Genomic DNA, 18,209 nt, shown 5'->3' with positions numbered 1-18,209 from the left:
ACTTGTTTCCCTCGATAGATTGGTTCTAAATTGAGTCTAACTTATTGTCTATATTGAATAAGATTCAGCTAAGGCATATTGCTTTGGCTGAATTTATTACGTTTTTAAAGGAGCCAATATGGCAAATGATGTTGCAAATCAAGTGGACTCTACTTCTACAGAGACGATTGATGTTGAAAAAGAAAATGCTGTAAATTCGCTACAAAATGCATTAGCAGAAGTACTCGAAGATGCTAAGTTTCCGGATGCCAATACAGTGGTAACCGGCAGACTGTCTCCTGAGAAAGTGGCTAAAATCGCAGAAGCAGGGATTGAGCATATTGTGAATTTGCAGCCAGAGTCGGAGCTGAGCTTTGATGAAAAAGCAGCGGTAGAAGCAGCAGGCATCCATTATACGCATTTGCCTATTTCAGGAGCTGATGACTTAAAGCAAGTAAATTTATTAGAGTTTGATAAAGCTTTACGGGCTCATCATGGTCAAAAAACTCTAATACATTGCGGTTCAGGCAATAGAGTAGGGGCTTGCATCGCGTTACGCGCTGGCTGGCTACGAGGTCGTAAGATGGATACTGCCATAGAACGCGGTAGAGAGCATGGCTTAACTGGGCTCGAAGAAGAAGTACGTATGCGTTTGTTGGTACCCCGCTAATCAAAAACTGGGCTAACTTAGTATCAATACCTATTGCCAATTACGTTAGTAGTTTACCTATAGAGTATGCAACAGAAAGCATCGCGCAGATAGATATAGCGCATGGGATAAACACTCGATAAAGCCCTATTTTCTCACCTTAAGATTATTAATTTTGACCCCTATTTTTATACCCTATCGTTAGAGTAATGCTATGAATAACCGACAAGCCGACCTACAATCCCAGTTGACCGCAATCATGCAGCAGTTACAACTCTCAGATGCTCCAGCAGGTGGGTCAGTGGTGGTCTATCATAAGGGTCAGCTGATCGCAGAAGCCAGTGTGGGTTATGCGCTACCAAATAAGGCATGGACTAAAGATACCTTATCGCTTAACTTTTCGACTGGAAAAGGCGTCTTGGTGACTTTAATTCATATTCTTGTGACTCATAAGCTCTTGGACTATGACCAGCCACTGGCTAATTATTGGCCTGAATTTGGGGCGAATGGTAAGCAGAATATGACATTGAGAGAGGTGCTTACTCATCAGTCTGGGCTATTTAACATTCAAGCCATCACCGACACCGCAGAGGACATGCTGGATTGGACGCAGATGTTAAAACGTGTTGAAGCCATGGCTCCTCAGACAGTTGCTAATGAACAGGCCACAAGTGCTTATAGTGCACTGGTATCTGGCTGGGTATTGGGCGGTTTGATAGAGAAGGTTACTGCCAAAACGCTAAATCAAGTGATTGATGAGTATTTGGCTGAGCCTTTAGGTATTGAGGGTAGTCTTTATTTTGGCGTGCCAGAAGATAAGTTAGCTAGCGTGGCGACCCTTGCTAAAAACTTTGAAGATTTCGAGTCGTTTATCAAGATAAATGATGAATCAGAATCGGAGGAGGTGGTAACCAAAAAAAGAAGAGGTAAGCCCAAACTGCGTTCGGATAGTGAACAGACATTGCAGTTTTATCAAAGCTTGCCCAGTTATCCGTGTTGGCAGAGTGTTTATACTCAGCAAGGGGTTGATAAGGCCGTTTTAAATACTTTAGATATCGCCAATCTTTACTTTGATATGAGTAGCATTCAAATGCAGGACTTTAAGTATGCTTTGGTACCTGCTGGGCGTTCAGGCTTTAATTACTATACGGCCGACTCTTTAATGGCAAAAATACCTGCAGCAAATAATGTGGCGTCTGCTACAGCCTTAGTCAAAATGTATGCGATGCTTGCCAATAAAGGAGTATGGCAGGGGAAACGGCTTATTTCTGAGGAAGTCTTCGATGCGCTGTCAAAAATCGAAGTCGAGGGACGAGATGCAATTATGCCAGCCGCCGATCCGCACAGCATGCAGTGGCGCTTGGGGTATCATAGAGTATTCAGCCGATGCTATAGCAGCGATGATTTGAGCACTGCTTTTGGCCATATGGGCTATAATGGTTCAGTAGCTTGGTGTGACAGTGAGCGTCAGCTTGCCATGGCCTACGTCCATAATTATGATGTGGTGATGAGTACTGATATTCGTCAATTCGCCCTCACTGAAGCCATTCTGCAATGGTTTGACCAAAAAGACTAGTTGATTGCTTTTTGGATCGCAGCTTCTTATGTCAGGGCCTTTGCGTTTGAGGTTTTGAAGAAGGTGGCTTTTTAATTAGATTCATTTAGGTAAGCTTTACCCACTTCTATCAACAGTGGGTAAAGCTATAGCGAATGGGTAGGGCATGTCATTTAAGTTGGGCATGTCATTTAAATAGGTAAGTTAAAATAAGTCCTGCTCGATGACTATTTTTAAGTTATTTTTTTCCAGTAGATAACTTCATTAAAGTGGGCGCACTTATACCATGGATAAAGATTGAGCCAATTACTACCATCGAACAAATAATCCATAAGTCGCTGGCTTCAGTGGGATCAAAAACTCCCTTGTTGAGCGCATAAGCCAAGTAATAAAAAGTACCAATACCCCGTATGCCTAAGCTTGCAATGGCAAAGCGTTCTTTATGAGGTAAATTCAAGCCTGCCAGTCCTATCCAACCAGCGATAGGACGTACCAGCAGCAGGATAATCAGACTCACTGCATAAACCTGCCAAGTTAGCTCTACGCCAGAGCGAAGTCCCTGACCTAGCGCCATCCCAAAGATAACCAACACCAATGACATCAATAGGCCTTCAGATTGCTCGGCAAAGTCATGTAACTCCTCATGGTAATCGTGGCCATGTTGGGTACGTCTAAAAGCAAATGCTGCCACAAATACCGCAATGAAGCCATAGCCATGAATAAACTCTGCCAAACCATAGGCCAAAAGGGTAATGGCAATGACCACATAGCCTTGAGACATGGCTGTTTCTTTAGTTCTGTTAGAAAAAACAATACGGCCAATAATTTTTCCAACGGCTATACCCGTGACTAGCCCTGCTGCAATCCGCCAAACCACATCCATGGTAAACCACTCAAGTAGTAAACTGGAGGTTACCTTATCGGACGTTGCAAAATGCTCTGCAATTTTGATAGCAAGGTACACAAATGGGAAGGCAAGACCGTCATTGAGGCCTGCTTCTGAAGTTAGTGTAAAACGAGGGGTGTCTTCTTCACCATCATTAGGTGGGCCTACTTGAACGCTAGAGGCCAGTACAGGGTCAGTCGGTGCCAGTACCGCTCCAAGTAGCAGAGCTGCACCTAGGCTCAAACTAAATATATAATGGCCTAATGCGGCCATAGCCACAATACATAACGGCATGGTTATCAGTAATAAACGTATGGTGGGTCGCCATCTTTTGTATTTAAGAGGAGTATCAAGCTTAATACCGGCACCAACCAACGATACTAAGACTACCAGTTCGCAAAGCTTTTCAACAAACGTGCCATTGTCAATGGGGCTTAAAAAAGGAAAGCTGGTCCAGAAGTAGCCCATAATCAAGCCAAATACCACCTGTAACATGGGCAAAGAAACGGGCAAGCGTTTTAGAAAATAGGGCGCAAAACCGCCCAGTAAAAAAGCAACGCCGCAAACTAATAAAAAGTGGTTATAGTTCTCTATCATAATGACCCGATTACTTGAGAAGGTGAAAGGCAGTAATTTTCTATCTGCATAAAACAGTAAGCCGACCCCTATATTTAGATTGTGCCAGCCCCGCTATTTTAGGAACAGGTAAAATAAATTATAAAGTATCAAGGGTAGTCATAATGAAGGAATAACGAATAAAAACCGTTATTCTTTAGTTAATGAGAATAAATAAGCTTAGTGATTTGGTAAATCTATAATCTTGAAACGGCCTGTCTTTAGAAATTATAAGTAAGAAGACTAATGAGTTTATTGAATAATTTATTTAATAGGTTCTTTAATTATATATTAACAATATTAATAATTAATTTTCTGACATATTGGTTAAAGCAGCAGTGGATTAGAGCAGTTAACCAGCTGTTTCGGCAGTTGGGTAAAATTGAAATTACTTTGATAATCGTTTTTTCAGCAGTTGAGTGAGAGCCACACAGCTTTGATCACTGCCTTCTTGACAGGCTTCTTGGAACAAATCTCTAGCAGTATCGAGATTTCTCGGTACGCCTAAACCTAACTGGTAGAGATTGCCTAAGTTATATTTTCCCATGCTACTGCCTTGCTATGCGGCCGCTTGAAACATGTCTAACGCTTTGGCATAGTCTTTTTCAAAATATAATCCGTGTTGATACATAATCCCTAAATTGCTTAGGGCATCGCCATAGCCTTGGTCAGCGGCTTTTTGATACCATTTGGCCGCTTTTTGATAGTCTTGCTTTGTACCATGTCCCATAAAATACAAGCTGCCTAAATTTAGTTCTGCCAAATCGAGCTGTTGCTCTGATGCCATGACAAACCATGCTAAAGCCATCTTGTAATTTTGAGGTACGCCAAGCCCTTTTTCGTATAAGGTGCCCAAATTATTTTGAGCATAGGCATAGCCCTGATTGGCAGATTGGCTAAGTAACTCAAATGCTTTACGATAATCTTGAGGCACCCCAATACCTTCCATGTACAAATAGCCTAAGTCATTTTGAGCTTCTATTGAGCCTCGATCAGCGGCTTTTGATAGCCATTGCACGGCTTGGACATAATCTTGAGTGACACCATCGCCAGTACGGTACATGTCACCAATATTGTATTGAGCGTCCACATGACCTTGTTGAGCTGATTTGGTATACCAGTAAGCAGCTTTTTTTAAATCTTGAGGCAGTTGATCGCCATTATCATAAATTACGCCCAACTCAAATTGGGCTTCGCTGTCACCCTTATTGGCCAATGTTTTGAGTTGGTGAATGTCTTGTGCCCATAATGTAGCGGATAATAGTAGTGATAGAAGAAAGAGACTGGCTTTGGTAAATATTTTAGGATTGATTGTGAGCATAAGGGTTGACGGTTTAATCCAGCAGGCACAAAAAACAAGCGATTGATGAGGGGGAAACTGACTGTCAGTGTCTGGTAGTAAGCTATAACAGGTAACCTATGAAAAGTGAGGAGTGCTGGGCATGAATAGTAAAAAAAACACGCCTGCCCACAACGCTTAGCAACCACTACAGAATATTTTCAACCCCCTGTTGTGGCGGTAAGGGGTCTGACACTCGCCCAGTCAGTTCCAACTATTATTGTAGCAAATAAGGGGAGGTTAGAGGAGCGTAATAGGGCCTATTGAACCAAATCTATTTGCCAATTATTTGCTTGAATAACAAGATTTAATTTGCGTAACTTCATGGACAAATCGTCGGCTTGCTTCTGTAAGGCTGAAACGGAGACCATTACCTTCCATTTGATTTCACGGGGGCTATAACGGGCAGCTTCGTTACTGGCCATATCGATGGCATCGCTCAAAAGCTTATGACGCATCTCCAGCTCATCTCTTTTATTTAATAGGCTCAATAGCGATTCACCTTCGCTAGTTTGACTTAACGCATTGGTGCGGTGAATTTTCTCTATTAATGTGGCAAGCTCGGTGATGACTTGATTGGCTTCAATGATGAGTGCATTGGGATCTTCATTTGGGCTATCACCGTCTTGCACTTTTACATTATTGGCAATACGTGCTTTTAATTGGAACAGCTTTTTTTGTAAATCACTTCGAATCAATAGTGCTTCTGCAAGCTTCATGGTATTTCCTACTTAATAGGTGGTCTAAGTTTTATAACGTGTATAGTTTCTATATTTCGTATAAAGAGCAAGATGCTGATTCTATGAGATCTCAACTCTACAAGATACTGACTCTATAAGTTAAGCCGTTGTTATGGATTAAAAAAATAATATATTTTAAGCATCAAAAAAGCCAGCCGAAGCTGACTTTTTGTACGAGCTACAATATACAAATATTAGATCTAACTTATTGCAAGTCTAACTAATGCCAATCCTTTGTTGCTTAATGCTCAACTTGACTAACATCACGTACAGCACCGGTATCAGCACTGGTGGTCATAGCAGCATAAGCACGTAAAGCTTGGCTCACATGACGCTCACGGCTAACGGGTTTCCACGCTTTGCTACCACGGGCTTGCATTTCTTCTCTACGTTTTGCTAATTCACTGTCAGAGACTTCAAGGTTGATACTGCGGTTAGGAATATCAATGTGAATGGTATCGCCTTCTTCAACCAAGCCAATAGCACCGCCTTCAGCGGCTTCTGGGCTGGCGTGACCGATTGATAGACCCGAGGTACCACCAGAGAAACGACCATCGGTTAATAAGGCACACTCTTTGCCCAAGCCTTTTGATTTTAGGTATGAAGTTGGGTAGAGCATCTCCTGCATACCTGGGCCACCTTTAGGTCCTTCGTAGCGGATAATGACGATATCTCCAGCCACAACCTTATCGGCCAAAATCGCCTCGACGGCATCATCTTGTGATTCAAACACACGAGCACGACCCGTAAACGTTAAGATGCTGTCATCAACACCGGCGGTTTTTACCACACAGCCACGTTCAGCAATATTACCAAATAACACTGCTAGCCCGCCGTCAGTAGAGTAGGCATTGTCGACAGAGCGAATACAGCCAGACTCACGGTTTAGATCAAGATTAGACCATGCTTTGTTTTGAGAGAACGCTTGGGTGGTACGTACCCCACCTGGTGCTGCGATGTATAAATCACGAGCAATTTGATGGTTTGGATGGTCAGTATTCATCACATCCCACATCTCTAAAGCTTCTTGTAGCGAGCTACTATGAACAGTAGGAATATCCGTAGTCAATAAACCTGCACGATTTAGCTCTGCTAAGATACCGAAAACACCCCCTGCACGGTGTACGTCTTCCATGTGGTATTTCTGAGTCGCTGGCGCTACTTTAGATAAGCAAGGCACGCGGCGGCTTAATTGATCAATGTCCGCCATTTTGAAATCTACTTCTGCTTCATGAGCCGCAGCCAATAAATGCAGAATAGTATTGGTCGAACCACCCATGGCAATATCTAAGCTCATGGCGTTTTCAAAAGCGGCCTTAGTAGCGATAGAGCGTGGTAATACTGAGTCATCATCTTGCTCATAACGGCGCTTGGCTAAGTCAACAATACGGCGTCCTGCTTCTAAGAATAACGCTTCACGCTTGGCGTGAGTCGCAAGCAACGAGCCATTACCCGGTAAAGACAGACCTAACGCTTCTGTCAGACAGTTCATTGAGTTAGCCGTAAACATACCCGAGCATGAGCCGCAAGTAGGGCACGCTGAACGTTCAATTTCTAATACATCTGCATCGCTAACATTGTCATCAGCGGCGTCAATCATCGCATCAACTAAGTCAAGCTTACGAATGGTTTTTCCTTGCTCATTTTTAACGATATCAGCATCTGGAGCATCATCTGAACCATCAGTATTATGACTAATCAAACCTGAATCTAAATCTGTTGCCAATACCTTACCGGCCTCCATAGGGCCACCTGAAACGAAAATCACAGGGATATTAAGACGCATAGCCGCCATCAACATACCTGGGGTAATTTTGTCACAGTTAGAGATACAAACTAAGGCATCTGCACAATGCGCATTGACCATATATTCAACAGAATCAGCAATTAAGTCACGACTTGGTAGCGAATAAAGCATACCGCTGTGACCCATGGCAATACCGTCATCGACAGCAATGGTATTGAACTCTTTAGCAACACCGCCAACTTTTTCAATTTCTCTTGCGACCAACTGTCCCATATCTTTTAAGTGGACGTGACCTGGAACGAACTGAGTAAATGAGTTGGCAATGGCAATAATTGGTTTGTCAAAATCACCATCAGTCATACCCGTGGCACGCCATAGAGCACGAGCGCCTGCCATATTACGGCCTGAAGTTGAAGTCTTAGAGCGGTATTGCATAAAACATCCTTTTTATCTTTGAGGTTCGGTTACTATCGGTTATTGTAACTTATTAATCTGATTTTGGTTAAAGCAAAAAATATTGTTTATGTATAACTTAATATTATGATTTATTTGAATAAATTACTATAACAATCTTTGTTTGATAGCGTCTTCTAATGGGGTGATAAAAGACTTGCTTTCTTCTAATAACGCCAATGCCGCTAATCCATATTCACCGGGCAGCACTTGATACTCTGCCAACTGCGGGATTTCAATCCAGTCTGAATCGGTAGTCATAATCAGTGGTTTGTCGCCTTTGTTAAGTACAAATACATCGCCATAAAAATGCCAATCTTCCATTGACGTTTGCACCGCTTTCTCCGCTGTGGTGGTATAAACTGGATCATGAGTTTTTGCAGTATTGGTAAATTTTAATCTTAAAGCAATTTGCAGACGCTCACTAAACATGACCAAGGTACCGGTAACTTTGACCATCCACGGGCTAGGAATTAAATCAGGGTCTACGCCCAGTAACTGAGCCGCTTGTTTCGCAGACATCAGTGTTTGGAACTGCTTGAGTAAATCACCCTTTAAAGGATTTTGTTTTCTGATATCTTCCGGCAAAGTGTCGTAGTGATAGATAAAGGGTAGCGGCTGATCTTGAGTGACCGTCTTATCGATAATTTTACAATTGTGCACCTGCCAAGTTATGTCTTTGTCGTCCAATATACTATTAAGTACCAAGGTATTTGGATTGTTCAGTAAGTTATCGGATTTCAAAGCAGTTTGATTACTGTCTTGCACAGGGCTGACTTCAGTATGGCTCAACTCACCAGCCGCGGCATCGGTAACATTTATTGGTTGGGGCGTATTAGACGCGGTAGTATTAAAGCCGGTATCAGTAGTCATAAATTATTTCTCATTATTACTTTGTAAAGCTCGAAGGGCGATGTCACCTGACTCACGCTGCATAATATTTTTTATAAGTTGATGGGTAATACCCAGTTCAGAGACTGAGCCTTCTATTATTTGTAAACCTTGTTGAGATAAGTTATCTGCATGGCTCGCCGCAGACGGCACTTTGTCTAAGTCAACAAAATCTGCCAGTTTTAACATTTGCATACCAGCATAGCCGCAAGGATTAATAGAGTTAAAAACGGCTAAATCACAATTCAGATTCAGGGCGATACCATGATAGCTAAAACCATGTTTAATCTTGAAACCCAAAGAGGCTATCTTACCTAGCATCACATCATCTTGGTTATAAATGTAAACCCCTGGTGCATCGCGACGAGATTTGGCATAAAACTCTTGTCCTGAAGGCTGTGAGCTTAGCGCCTTATTCAACACGTCTTCAATACTTTGCTCCGCATGTGACACTAAGTCACGTACTGACCATCCTGTGTTTTGTAGGTCAATAAGCCAATAGACCACCAATTGACCGGTGCCATGCCAAGTAACTTGACCGCCGCGGTCTGTGTGAATAATAGGGGTAGTGCCGCGTTGCAAAATGTGCTCTTCTTTGCCCGCCTGCCCTAGGGTATACACATCATTGTGTTCAACCACCCACAGTTGATCTGGGGTAATAATACCTTGTCTTTTTTTATCAATACGATCCAAGGTGATTTGCAACATCTCATTATGGGTATCTTGATAATCTGCATTAATTAAACTACGTAATATCAAATTATTAGATGTGCAATCAGCAGGCAAGGTAGGGTCATCAATCGTAGAAGTATTAGGAGTCATGTTAGGCACAATATTATTTGAAGTCATGATTAATTATTGTTCGTTATGGAATTTATAGCATATCACGAGGCTCGAATGCTCGCCATAGCTTAAAACAGTAATCCTCTCTGATGCCGCCACTGTTCTCAATAGCTCTAATGATGATGTCTGTCAAAAGTAGCTAATCTGACGTCATGGTAACTGATGACAAGGCAGTTAATGCTAAGCTAACTAGTGCTTTTATCGAGGTAATTAATGCTATTACTAAGCTAACTCACGCTATTGTAAATAAAATAGCATTAAATATTATCGAACGTATATCATTAATAATTCATTGCACAAAGTTACTTCTATTTATGCTATTTTTTTAGCATAGTGGATTTTTAGTTAGACGTTCACTCAATAACGGATAACCCAATACCCGATAACTAAAGAATCGATAACTAAATAACCGATAACTAAATAACCGATAACTAAATAACCGATAACTAAATAACCGATAACTAAATAACCGATAACTAAATAGCCGGTTTATGTCTAACTATGAGTAGGTTTAATTAAACCCTTCAATTATGGTTTAATGATTAACACCAATCACACACAAGTCAAAAAGGATATTTGAATGAGTCAGAGTATTATTACCACCACTGAGCAGTTGAATGATCAGTTCGAGCATATGTATGCTTTAAGCCGCAAAAGTCCACTGAATTCATGGACGGACAGAGAGGCTTTACTCGATAGTCTGGAAAATATGCTGAGTGACAATAAGCAGGTTTTTGCAGATACCATCAGTCAGGATTTTGGACATCGTAGCAAAGATGAGACTCAGTTTGCAGAGTTATTCCCAAGCTTCCAAGGTATCGCCCATGCCAAAAAGCATGGTAAGTCTTGGATGAAAACACGACGTGTGGGAATATCAGCCTTGTATCGTCCTGCCCATAATGAAATTCAACCACAGCCGCTAGGTCTGGTTGGTATTATGGTGCCTTGGAACTATCCTTTATTTTTGGCCATAGGTCCTATGATTGATGCGTTAGCAGCGGGCAACCGTATCATGATTAAAATGAGTGAATCGGCTCCCTTATTTGCTGAGGCTTTCGCTCAAGCGGTTTCAGAACATTTCTCAGCAGATATGGTCTCGGTAGTGGTAGGCGATGTGGAGTTAGCTGTTGCTTTTAGTGAGCTTGCTTTTGATCATCTGCTTTATACCGGTTCAACCAGTGTGGGTAAGAAAGTTATGGCTGCTGCTGCACCAAATCTTACCCCTGTTACTCTAGAGCTTGGTGGTAAATCACCGGTTATCGTATTGGATGACGTTAACTTAGAAAATGTAGTCAATCGAGTGATGATGGGCAAGACCTTAAATGCCGGTCAGACCTGTATTGCACCCGATTATGTTTTGATAAATTCTTCCTTGCACAGCAAGTTTGTGAAACTTGCTAAAGAGTGGGTGAAAAAGCATTATCCCAATATCGCCAACAATGAAGACTATACCCACATTATCAATGACAGTCAGTTTAGACGAATCCAAGGTTACTTAGACAAATTACCTAACGAACAGGTAGTGCCTTTAACTGAAGTGACAGCAAACTCGGAGACGCGTCTGATGCCGCCGGTTATCGTGGTAAATCCTGATCCTGAAAGCGATGTTATGCAAAATGAATTATTTGCGCCTGTGTTACCTCTAGTGCATATCAATGGTCTTCGAGATGCGATCGAGTTTGTTAATGACCGTCCACGTCCCTTAGCTCTATATGTATTTGGCGAAGATAATGACGATATCGAATATGTCCGCAATCACACAGTTTCAGGCGGTGTGGGCGTGAATGAGGTCATTATGCATGTGGCCCAGCATGAGCTACCATTTGGTGGTGTGGGTCATTCTGGTATTGGTGCCTATCACGGTAAGTGGGGATTTGAGCGTATGAGTCATATGAAACCAATCTTTGTTCAATCCAAATTTAACGCCATGAACGTTATGTTGCCCCCTTACAGTGCGCTGTTCAAAAAGGGATTAAAGTTTCTAACCAAATAATCAGTTAATTGAATGGTCAGTCGTTAAATGACTTTTACAACATAATCCTCTATAACATGAATGGCTATAACATAGTTGGCTATAACATCATTAGTCACAACTCTAAGTTGCTAATGGTTTTATTAGAATTATGAGTAATATGACGTTATCGAGTGTCTATATTTATCTAGAAAGCCCTCCCTCAAGCCAAGGTGAGGGCTTTTTTATTGGTAATATGTTACAGCCATAATCTCAACGTTCGCATTTGGATAAATATGAAGGTAGACTAAAAAATATTGAATAGGCGGTAACTTGGTTAAACAATAGTTAAGTAAACTACAAGTATCTGGCTCTAGTCTATTTAACGTGTATTCTTTATTTTTCATTCTTAATTCTTCAAAAAGGCGATACGGTGCATCTAATTAAAAATTTCAGAAGATGGCTGCTTCTTAGTTTATTGTTTTTATCCTCGCAAGTATTTGCTGCTTGTGGTGATGATCAGAACAGTCCTATTAAGTTTGGGTCCCTGACTTGGGAGAGTGGTCAGTTCATCTCTGCTGTACTGCAGATTATTGCTGAAGAGGGCTATGGCTGTACTACAGAGTCTGTACCCGGAACAGGACCGGCTTTGGAGACGGCTTTAGCACAAGATGATATCCAAGTTATTGGAGAGCAGTGGGTAGGTCGTTCTCCTATCATGGAGGAGGCCATCGCTGCTAATAAGGCTGCGGTAATAGGCAGTACCTTGCAAGGTGGTGCAACTCAAGGTTGGTATGTGCCGAAGTATGTGCTAGAAGATAATCCTGAGCTAAAAGACTATAAAAATTTAGCAAAGTTTAGTCATTTATTTACCGACCCTGAAAATCCTAAAAACGCCCGATTCATGAATTGTCCGACGGGCTGGACTTGTGAAGTATTTAATAGTCATATATTGAAGAATTTAGGCTTAACTCAGCCCAATGCCCAAGGTGTAAAGTTTAATAATGTACATCCAGGTACCGGCGCTGCCCTAGATGCAGAGATTTCTTCAGCATTCGAGCAGCACAAGCCCTTGTTGTTTTATTATTGGCAGCCTACCGGTTTGATGGCAAAGTATGACTTTGCTCCGATAGCCTTTCCTGAGCATGATGAAAAATGTTGGGATAAGTTGTTAGATGCCAAAAGTAACACAGATTGTGTTTCCGGCTTTCCAGTCTCCGAGCTTGGAATAGCGGTCTCTAAGCCATTCATCAGTCAACAGCCGCAGTTATTAGAAGCATTCAATAAAGTTCAGTTCTCGCCCGATACGCTTAATGGGGCGATATTGGAGATGAATGAAAGCAAGCGTAGTGGGGAAGAGCAAGCGAAGCTGTTCTTGCAACAAAATCCTGAGGTTTGGAAAGACTGGTTGACGCCAGAAGCGGCAAACCGTCTCGCTAGCAACTTAAATATCTCTTTAACGTCAGATTCAGAATCACAAGCTTCTGAAAATAATATGGCAGTTAATAGTACGGCTTCAGCGTTTGCATGGTTTCCAGAATGGTCTTTTGAGACCAAGCTCAATAATTCATTGAGTTATGTGGTACAGAACTTTGGAGAAGTTTTTAGATCGATTAGTCATGTGGCACTCACGTATCTCTTATTACCCATTGAAAATCTATTAAAGGTTACTCCGCCTTGGCTCATTTTGGGTCTTATTGCACTGCTCGGATGGTTTGCGACCCGTAAGATTTGGTTTGCTGTGGCATGCGGGGCAGGGCTATTCTTAATTGGTGCGTTTGGGTTATGGCCAGCATTGGTACAGACTATGGCGTTATTGATTGTCTCAGTTTTAGTAACCATGGTGATTGGTATTCCCATTGGAATTTTGATGGCAGGTAGCAATGTGCTACGTAAGGTGGTGACCCCTGTACTTGATGTCATGCAGACCATGCCGAGCTTTGTGTATTTAATTCCGGTATTAATGCTATTTGGTATTGGTAAAGTACCTGCTTTATTTGCCACGGTAATTTATGCCTTGCCACCTCTTATTCGTCTGACCATGCTCGGTATTAAACAGGTTCCTCATGAAATGGTAGAGGCTGGTCGTTCTTTTGGTAGCACCCATACCCAGTTATTATTTTGGATTAAGTTGCCTCAAGCGTTGCCTAATATTATGGCGGGCGTGAATCAGGCAGTTATGATGTCGCTATCTATGGTGGTCTTGGCCTCTATGATCGGCGCACCAGGACTTGGTGAGGATGTGTTGCAGTCGATTCAGACCTTAAACATAGGGCAAGGCTTACAGGCAGGAACGGCAATTGTCATTATGGCGATCATTATTGACCGTATTACCCAAGCCTTTGGTCAGGGACGTCGTGCCCGTAATGAATTAATCAATCACGGTCATCATTATTATAACACTCCTAAGCCTCATAATTAAGGGGGAGTGATTCGAGATTAAGGGGCAGAGATTAGACTCTAAACCTATATTTTCGATTGATCGTTGATTTGAGTTAATAAGTTAAAATAGCCTAAGCAAGAAAAACTACTTTAGCGAACTCACTATATATCGCAACTTATGAAATCCATATAACTTACATCGTTACTATAATTTAAGACAATTCACTATGAGCCATATACGTTTAGAAAATGTCAGCAAAATTTTTGATGCCACGCCTAGTGAGGCGAATACAGTGTTGTCATTGCTTGAGCAAGGCATGAGCAGTGCTGAAGTGCGTGAAAAAACGGGCCATTCTGTTGGCTTGTATAATGTTGACCTAAGTATTGAAGCCGGAGAGCTACACTGCATTATGGGTTTGTCAGGGTCAGGTAAATCTACCTTAATTCGACATATTAATCGCTTGATTGATCCGACGCAGGGAAAGATTTGGATTGATTGTGATTCCAAACAAACACAGACTGGGGGCAACACAAACAAGGCAATAAATAATGACTTTATTCATAGCGATAATGTCGAGTTTTTAGTGCCTAATGAAGCGACCACATCACGTTCAATCATTAACGTATTGACCTTAAATGACCCGCAATTACAAAGCTTTCGCCAAAATAATGTAAGTATGGTATTTCAACATTTTGGGTTGGTACCACACATGACAGTGATTCAAAACGTGGCTTATGGACTGCGAGTGCGTAAAGTACCCAAAGCTGAGCGTCATGAGATTGCTCGGCATTGGCTTAATGAGGTAGGTCTTGAAGGTGTGGAGAGTAGTTATCCTGATGAACTATCAGGTGGTATGCAGCAGCGCGTGGGCTTAGCGCGGGCTCTGGCAGTAGACACCCCGATTTTACTGATGGACGAGGCCTTTTCTGCTTTAGACCCTTTAATCAGAGGGCAGTTGCAAGATCAGCTGCTACAGCTTCAAGATAAGTTAAACAAAACCATTGTCTTCATTACCCATGACATCGACGAAGCGATAAAGCTTGGTAGTCGTATTAGTATTCTTAATGGGGGCCGGTTGGTACAGACCGGTACTTCACAGCAATTGCGTGAACATCCTGCTGATGATTACGTTGCAAGATTTATGGTTGCCAGAAGCTAGAGAGTTTAGTGTGCAACAAGCCGTCAATATTGCTAAGACTATTGTTGCCATTATACTTATGTCGCTAGCTTGGCTTGGAATATGGCGAGTGTATGATAGTTATGTACAGCAACAAAAAGACGTTTATTGGTCTATCGAGGACAAACCTACTAAGGAACAGTTGACTGAATTACTAGATAAAATCACAGTGGGTATGCCAAAACCTATCAAAACCGATGATGTCTTAAAGCAAAACTCTATGAGCATGTATAAATACTATGCAGGTCCTAACGGAGAGATTGAACATCAGCTAATAGATAATATTAAACAGCAGAAGATATGGGAACAGACTGAGTTAGAAGAATCTGAAGGTATAGGATTTTGTCATAATCAGTTTACTGCTTTGGTCGCGAAGGCTAACTACGGTTATTTAGAAGAAGATAGTGGTGAGGTATTCGTAAAGATTGGTTGGTATAGAACAGGGGTCTGTCGTGGTAAATATATACAAAGTTTAAACTTGGAATGATTGTTAAATTTGATAAAGAAAATTAAGTGGCTATAAAAGTGACTATAAAAGTGACTATAAAAGAGATATTAAAACAGAAGTTTATAACTTACTGTCTTTTTGCTCCTTTTATAGGCGGTTTCATTTTCATGCTATCTATATTTATAGAGGTTCAATTTAGTTCATTAAATAATAAAATACCTATGGAGGATATTTTTAGTGATTTGGTATTGCCTCTTTTAGGTGCCCCTTTGTTAGGTTTGATTGATATTGTCCCAGCTTTTATTACCTATGTTTTTTCTGAAGTCTGTCATTTATTTAAACCCACACATAATTTAATCTCGCTGATTGTCATAATGATTTTTGGTGGTATCGCATCTACTGTATATACAGTGCTGATATTGCCCGATTCTCAAAACCAATTTAAGATTTTAACTTTTTTAATTGGTCTAATTAGTTCAGGAATGGCTGAATACCTCTCAGCTCATAACAGGTCAATTAAATAAGCTTGAAAGTAAAGGTCTAAACTTTATTAGTCATTAGAGTTAGTGTCACTAGAGTATGAAAACACTGCTTGCCTTTCATTGTGTAGATAAATTGTTCCAATCTTTCATCCTGCACAAATCAGCCTTTGCAATTAGAATCAACTGTCACCATTATAGGAGTATAGCTCAAGGGTTATCACTATAAATCGCTTAATAAAATAGCCTAAGCAAATAAATAAGGTACTACGCCAATGTCACATTCATCTCCCCAAACCCTCGCTAAAAAACGTCCACAATTAAAACGTATCGCTTTACTAACGGGGTTTATTGTCGCGAGCGGCACCTTATTGCCTGCCTGCGGGAAAGTATCTCAAGACAACAGTACTAAGCCCACAGCGGAGTCCTCAAATACAGGGATTACCGATAGCCGTGACATGCTGCCAAGCGACGTACTTAATCAGTTAAAAAAATTGCCTCAATTAACCCAAGGTCTGGGTAATACTGGTAGTCAGGTAATTGATAGCAATAAGCCAACCTTAGTGAAGTTTTGGGCGAGTTGGTGTCCATTATGCTTAGGTACATTAGAAGAAACAGAAAGCTGGCGCAAGGATAAAGCCTTTGCCGGGTTAAACGTCATTAGTGTCGCAAGTCCCGGTCACTTGAATGAAAAAGAGGCGTCAGACTTTAAACAGTGGTATGCAGGGGTGCAAGCGGATTATCCAAAGCTACCGGTTTTAATTGACAGCTCAGGCAGCTTGATAAATCAACTGGGTGTTCAGGTTTATCCCAGTTGGGCCATTTTAGATAAAAAAGGCAATTTAGTGCGTTTGGTAAAAGGCAACTTAACCAATGAGCAAGCGTATGCTTTAGCGGAAAACGCAGGCAATGACTTTAAAGATCTTAAAAATAGCAAAGCCAAGCCCACAGCGGTAGGAGCTGACAGTCAGCAACAAGCTCAGTCTTCAACGTCTAAAAGTAAGAATGGGGTATATTACAACTCTGCTGGCACACCGATTAATACCAAAACAATTTATCTAGCAGGTGGCTGTTTTTGGGGTCTTGAGGCTTACATGGAGCGTGTCGATGGGGTAGTAGATGCTATCTCAGGATATGCCAATGGTAATCCCAACGTCAAAGACCCAAGTTATGAACAAGTTATCGCGGGCTCTGGTCATGCTGAAACTGTAAAAGTGGTATATGATGCGGATAAAATAGACTTAGAAACGGTATTAAAATATTACTTTAGGGTCATTGATCCGACCAGCTTAAATAAGCAAGGTAATGATAGGGGTGTGCAGTATCGTACCGGTATTTACTATACGGACGCAGCTGATAAAGCCATTATTGACCGAGCGTTGCAGCAGCTTAAAGGTAAATACAGTCAGAAAATTGTGGTTGAGGAAAAACCTTTGGCAAACTTCGCATTGGCCGAAGAGTACCATCAAGATTATTTGGCCAAAAACCCTAATGGTTATTGCCACATTGATTTGAGCCTAGCCGATGACAAAGTACAAGCGTCTGGTAGCAGTGGCACCAAAAAATTGACAGAGGCCACGACGGTACAGCAAGCGTTAGATCCTAAACGCTATGCTAATTTTGATAAAAACGCCCTTAAAAATACGTTGACCAAATCGCAGTATGATATTACCCAAAAGGCGGGAACAGAGCGTGCGTTTAGCCATGAGTACGATCACTTATTTGCGCCAGGTATCTATGTTGATGTGGTGAGTGGTGAACCCTTATTTTTATCCACTCATAAGTATGACTCAGGCTGTGGTTGGCCGAGTTTTTGGCAGCCGATAGCCCCCGAGGTTATTACAGAGCATAAAGATATGGCCTTTAATATGGTGCGTACCGAAGTACGTTCACGTGTTGCAGACTCTCATTTGGGTCATGTGTTTAATGATGGTCCTAAAGACAAAACTGGGTTACGTTATTGCATCAATGGCGGCGCATTACAGTTTATTCCGGTTGATAAGATGCCACAGTCAGGATATGGGGTATTTGTGGATATGGTAAAAACCAAATAGAGACTGCAGCTAATAAAGAC

15 protein-coding genes are annotated in these 18,209 nt (G+C 41.5%); 8 read left to right on the top strand and 7 right to left on the bottom strand.

All coding sequences use genetic code 11. From position 1 onward, the window contains the following. Positions 1 to 118: 118 nt before the first annotated feature. Together LK453_RS11745 and LK453_RS11740 are read left to right on the top strand one after the other, a co-directional pair. On the top strand, positions 119 to 649 hold the full coding sequence (locus LK453_RS11745) for a protein tyrosine phosphatase family protein (RefSeq protein ID WP_007393609.1): 531 nt from the start codon (positions 119 to 121) through the stop codon (positions 647 to 649). Positions 650 to 842: 193 nt separating this feature from the next. After that, complete coding sequence (locus LK453_RS11740) at positions 843 to 2,204, top strand: serine hydrolase domain-containing protein (protein WP_201527250.1); 1,362 nt, start codon at positions 843 to 845, stop codon at positions 2,202 to 2,204. A 217-nt stretch (positions 2,205 to 2,421) separates the two neighbouring features. On the opposite strand, the gene LK453_RS11735 is transcribed toward LK453_RS11740, so the two are convergent. From LK453_RS11735 to lipB, 7 genes are all read right to left on the bottom strand, one after another. After that, the gene (locus LK453_RS11735; RefSeq protein WP_201527251.1) at positions 2,422 to 3,666 is read right to left on the bottom strand and encodes a cation:proton antiporter; all 1,245 of its coding nucleotides are present in this window, start codon (positions 3,664 to 3,666) and stop codon (positions 2,422 to 2,424) included. A gap of 406 nt (positions 3,667 to 4,072) precedes the next feature. After that, positions 4,073 to 4,231: an SEL1-like repeat protein gene (locus tag LK453_RS11730; RefSeq protein WP_201527252.1), complete on the bottom strand. Its 159-nt coding sequence runs from the start codon at positions 4,229 to 4,231 to the stop codon at positions 4,073 to 4,075. A gap of 12 nt (positions 4,232 to 4,243) precedes the next feature. Further along, positions 4,244 to 5,005, bottom strand: coding sequence for an SEL1-like repeat protein (locus LK453_RS11725; protein ID WP_201534066.1), 762 nt, complete (start codon positions 5,003 to 5,005; stop codon positions 4,244 to 4,246). 278 nt (positions 5,006 to 5,283) lie between these two features. Continuing rightward, entirely contained in the window at positions 5,284 to 5,742 is a 459-nt protein-coding gene (locus tag LK453_RS11720) for a DIP1984 family protein (RefSeq protein WP_201527254.1), read from the bottom strand. Between the two features lie 262 nt (positions 5,743 to 6,004). After that, positions 6,005 to 7,945, bottom strand: a complete 1,941-nt coding sequence (gene ilvD / locus LK453_RS11715) for a dihydroxy-acid dehydratase (protein ID WP_201527256.1) — start codon at positions 7,943 to 7,945, stop codon at positions 6,005 to 6,007. Between the two features lie 126 nt (positions 7,946 to 8,071). Beyond that, positions 8,072 to 8,836 (bottom strand): hypothetical protein, encoded by a 765-nt coding sequence (locus LK453_RS11710; RefSeq protein WP_201527258.1) that lies wholly within the window; start codon positions 8,834 to 8,836, stop codon positions 8,072 to 8,074. Positions 8,837 to 8,839: 3 nt separating this feature from the next. Then, positions 8,840 to 9,676 carry a lipoyl(octanoyl) transferase LipB gene (gene lipB / locus LK453_RS11705; protein WP_201527516.1) on the bottom strand — a complete coding sequence of 279 codons (837 nt, stop codon included), beginning with the start codon at positions 9,674 to 9,676 and terminating at the stop codon, positions 8,840 to 8,842. Positions 9,677 to 10,277: 601 nt separating this feature from the next. Here lipB and LK453_RS11700 point away from each other — a divergent pair. The 6 genes from LK453_RS11700 (at position 10,278) to msrAB (ending at position 18,189) form a co-directional block, all read left to right on the top strand. After that, positions 10,278 to 11,690: a coniferyl aldehyde dehydrogenase gene (locus LK453_RS11700; RefSeq protein WP_201527260.1), complete on the top strand. Its 1,413-nt coding sequence runs from the start codon at positions 10,278 to 10,280 to the stop codon at positions 11,688 to 11,690. Positions 11,691 to 12,126: 436 nt separating this feature from the next. Beyond that, on the top strand, positions 12,127 to 14,070 hold the full coding sequence (locus LK453_RS11695) for a glycine betaine ABC transporter substrate-binding protein (protein ID WP_227945159.1): 1,944 nt from the start codon (positions 12,127 to 12,129) through the stop codon (positions 14,068 to 14,070). 187 nt (positions 14,071 to 14,257) lie between these two features. Continuing rightward, positions 14,258 to 15,190 (top strand): ATP-binding cassette domain-containing protein, encoded by a 933-nt coding sequence (locus LK453_RS11690; protein ID WP_201527271.1) that lies wholly within the window; start codon positions 14,258 to 14,260, stop codon positions 15,188 to 15,190. Then, on the top strand, positions 15,153 to 15,695 hold the full coding sequence (locus tag LK453_RS11685) for a hypothetical protein (protein ID WP_201534181.1): 543 nt from the start codon (positions 15,153 to 15,155) through the stop codon (positions 15,693 to 15,695). Before LK453_RS11690 ends, LK453_RS11685 begins: the two co-directional genes overlap by 38 nt. A gap of 26 nt (positions 15,696 to 15,721) precedes the next feature. Continuing rightward, on the top strand, positions 15,722 to 16,180 hold the full coding sequence (locus LK453_RS11680; protein WP_201527275.1) for a hypothetical protein: 459 nt from the start codon (positions 15,722 to 15,724) through the stop codon (positions 16,178 to 16,180). Between the two features lie 230 nt (positions 16,181 to 16,410). Continuing rightward, positions 16,411 to 18,189: a bifunctional peptide-methionine (S)-S-oxide reductase MsrA/peptide-methionine (R)-S-oxide reductase MsrB gene (msrAB, locus tag LK453_RS11675; protein WP_201527284.1), complete on the top strand. Its 1,779-nt coding sequence runs from the start codon at positions 16,411 to 16,413 to the stop codon at positions 18,187 to 18,189. Positions 18,190 to 18,209 lie beyond the last annotated feature (20 nt).

It is taken from the genome of Psychrobacter sanguinis, from assembly GCF_020736705.1.
Lineage (GTDB): Bacteria > Pseudomonadota > Gammaproteobacteria > Pseudomonadales > Moraxellaceae > Psychrobacter > Psychrobacter sanguinis.
Note: the sequence above shows the minus strand (reverse complement) of the source record. Positions and strands in the feature narration are given on the sequence as shown.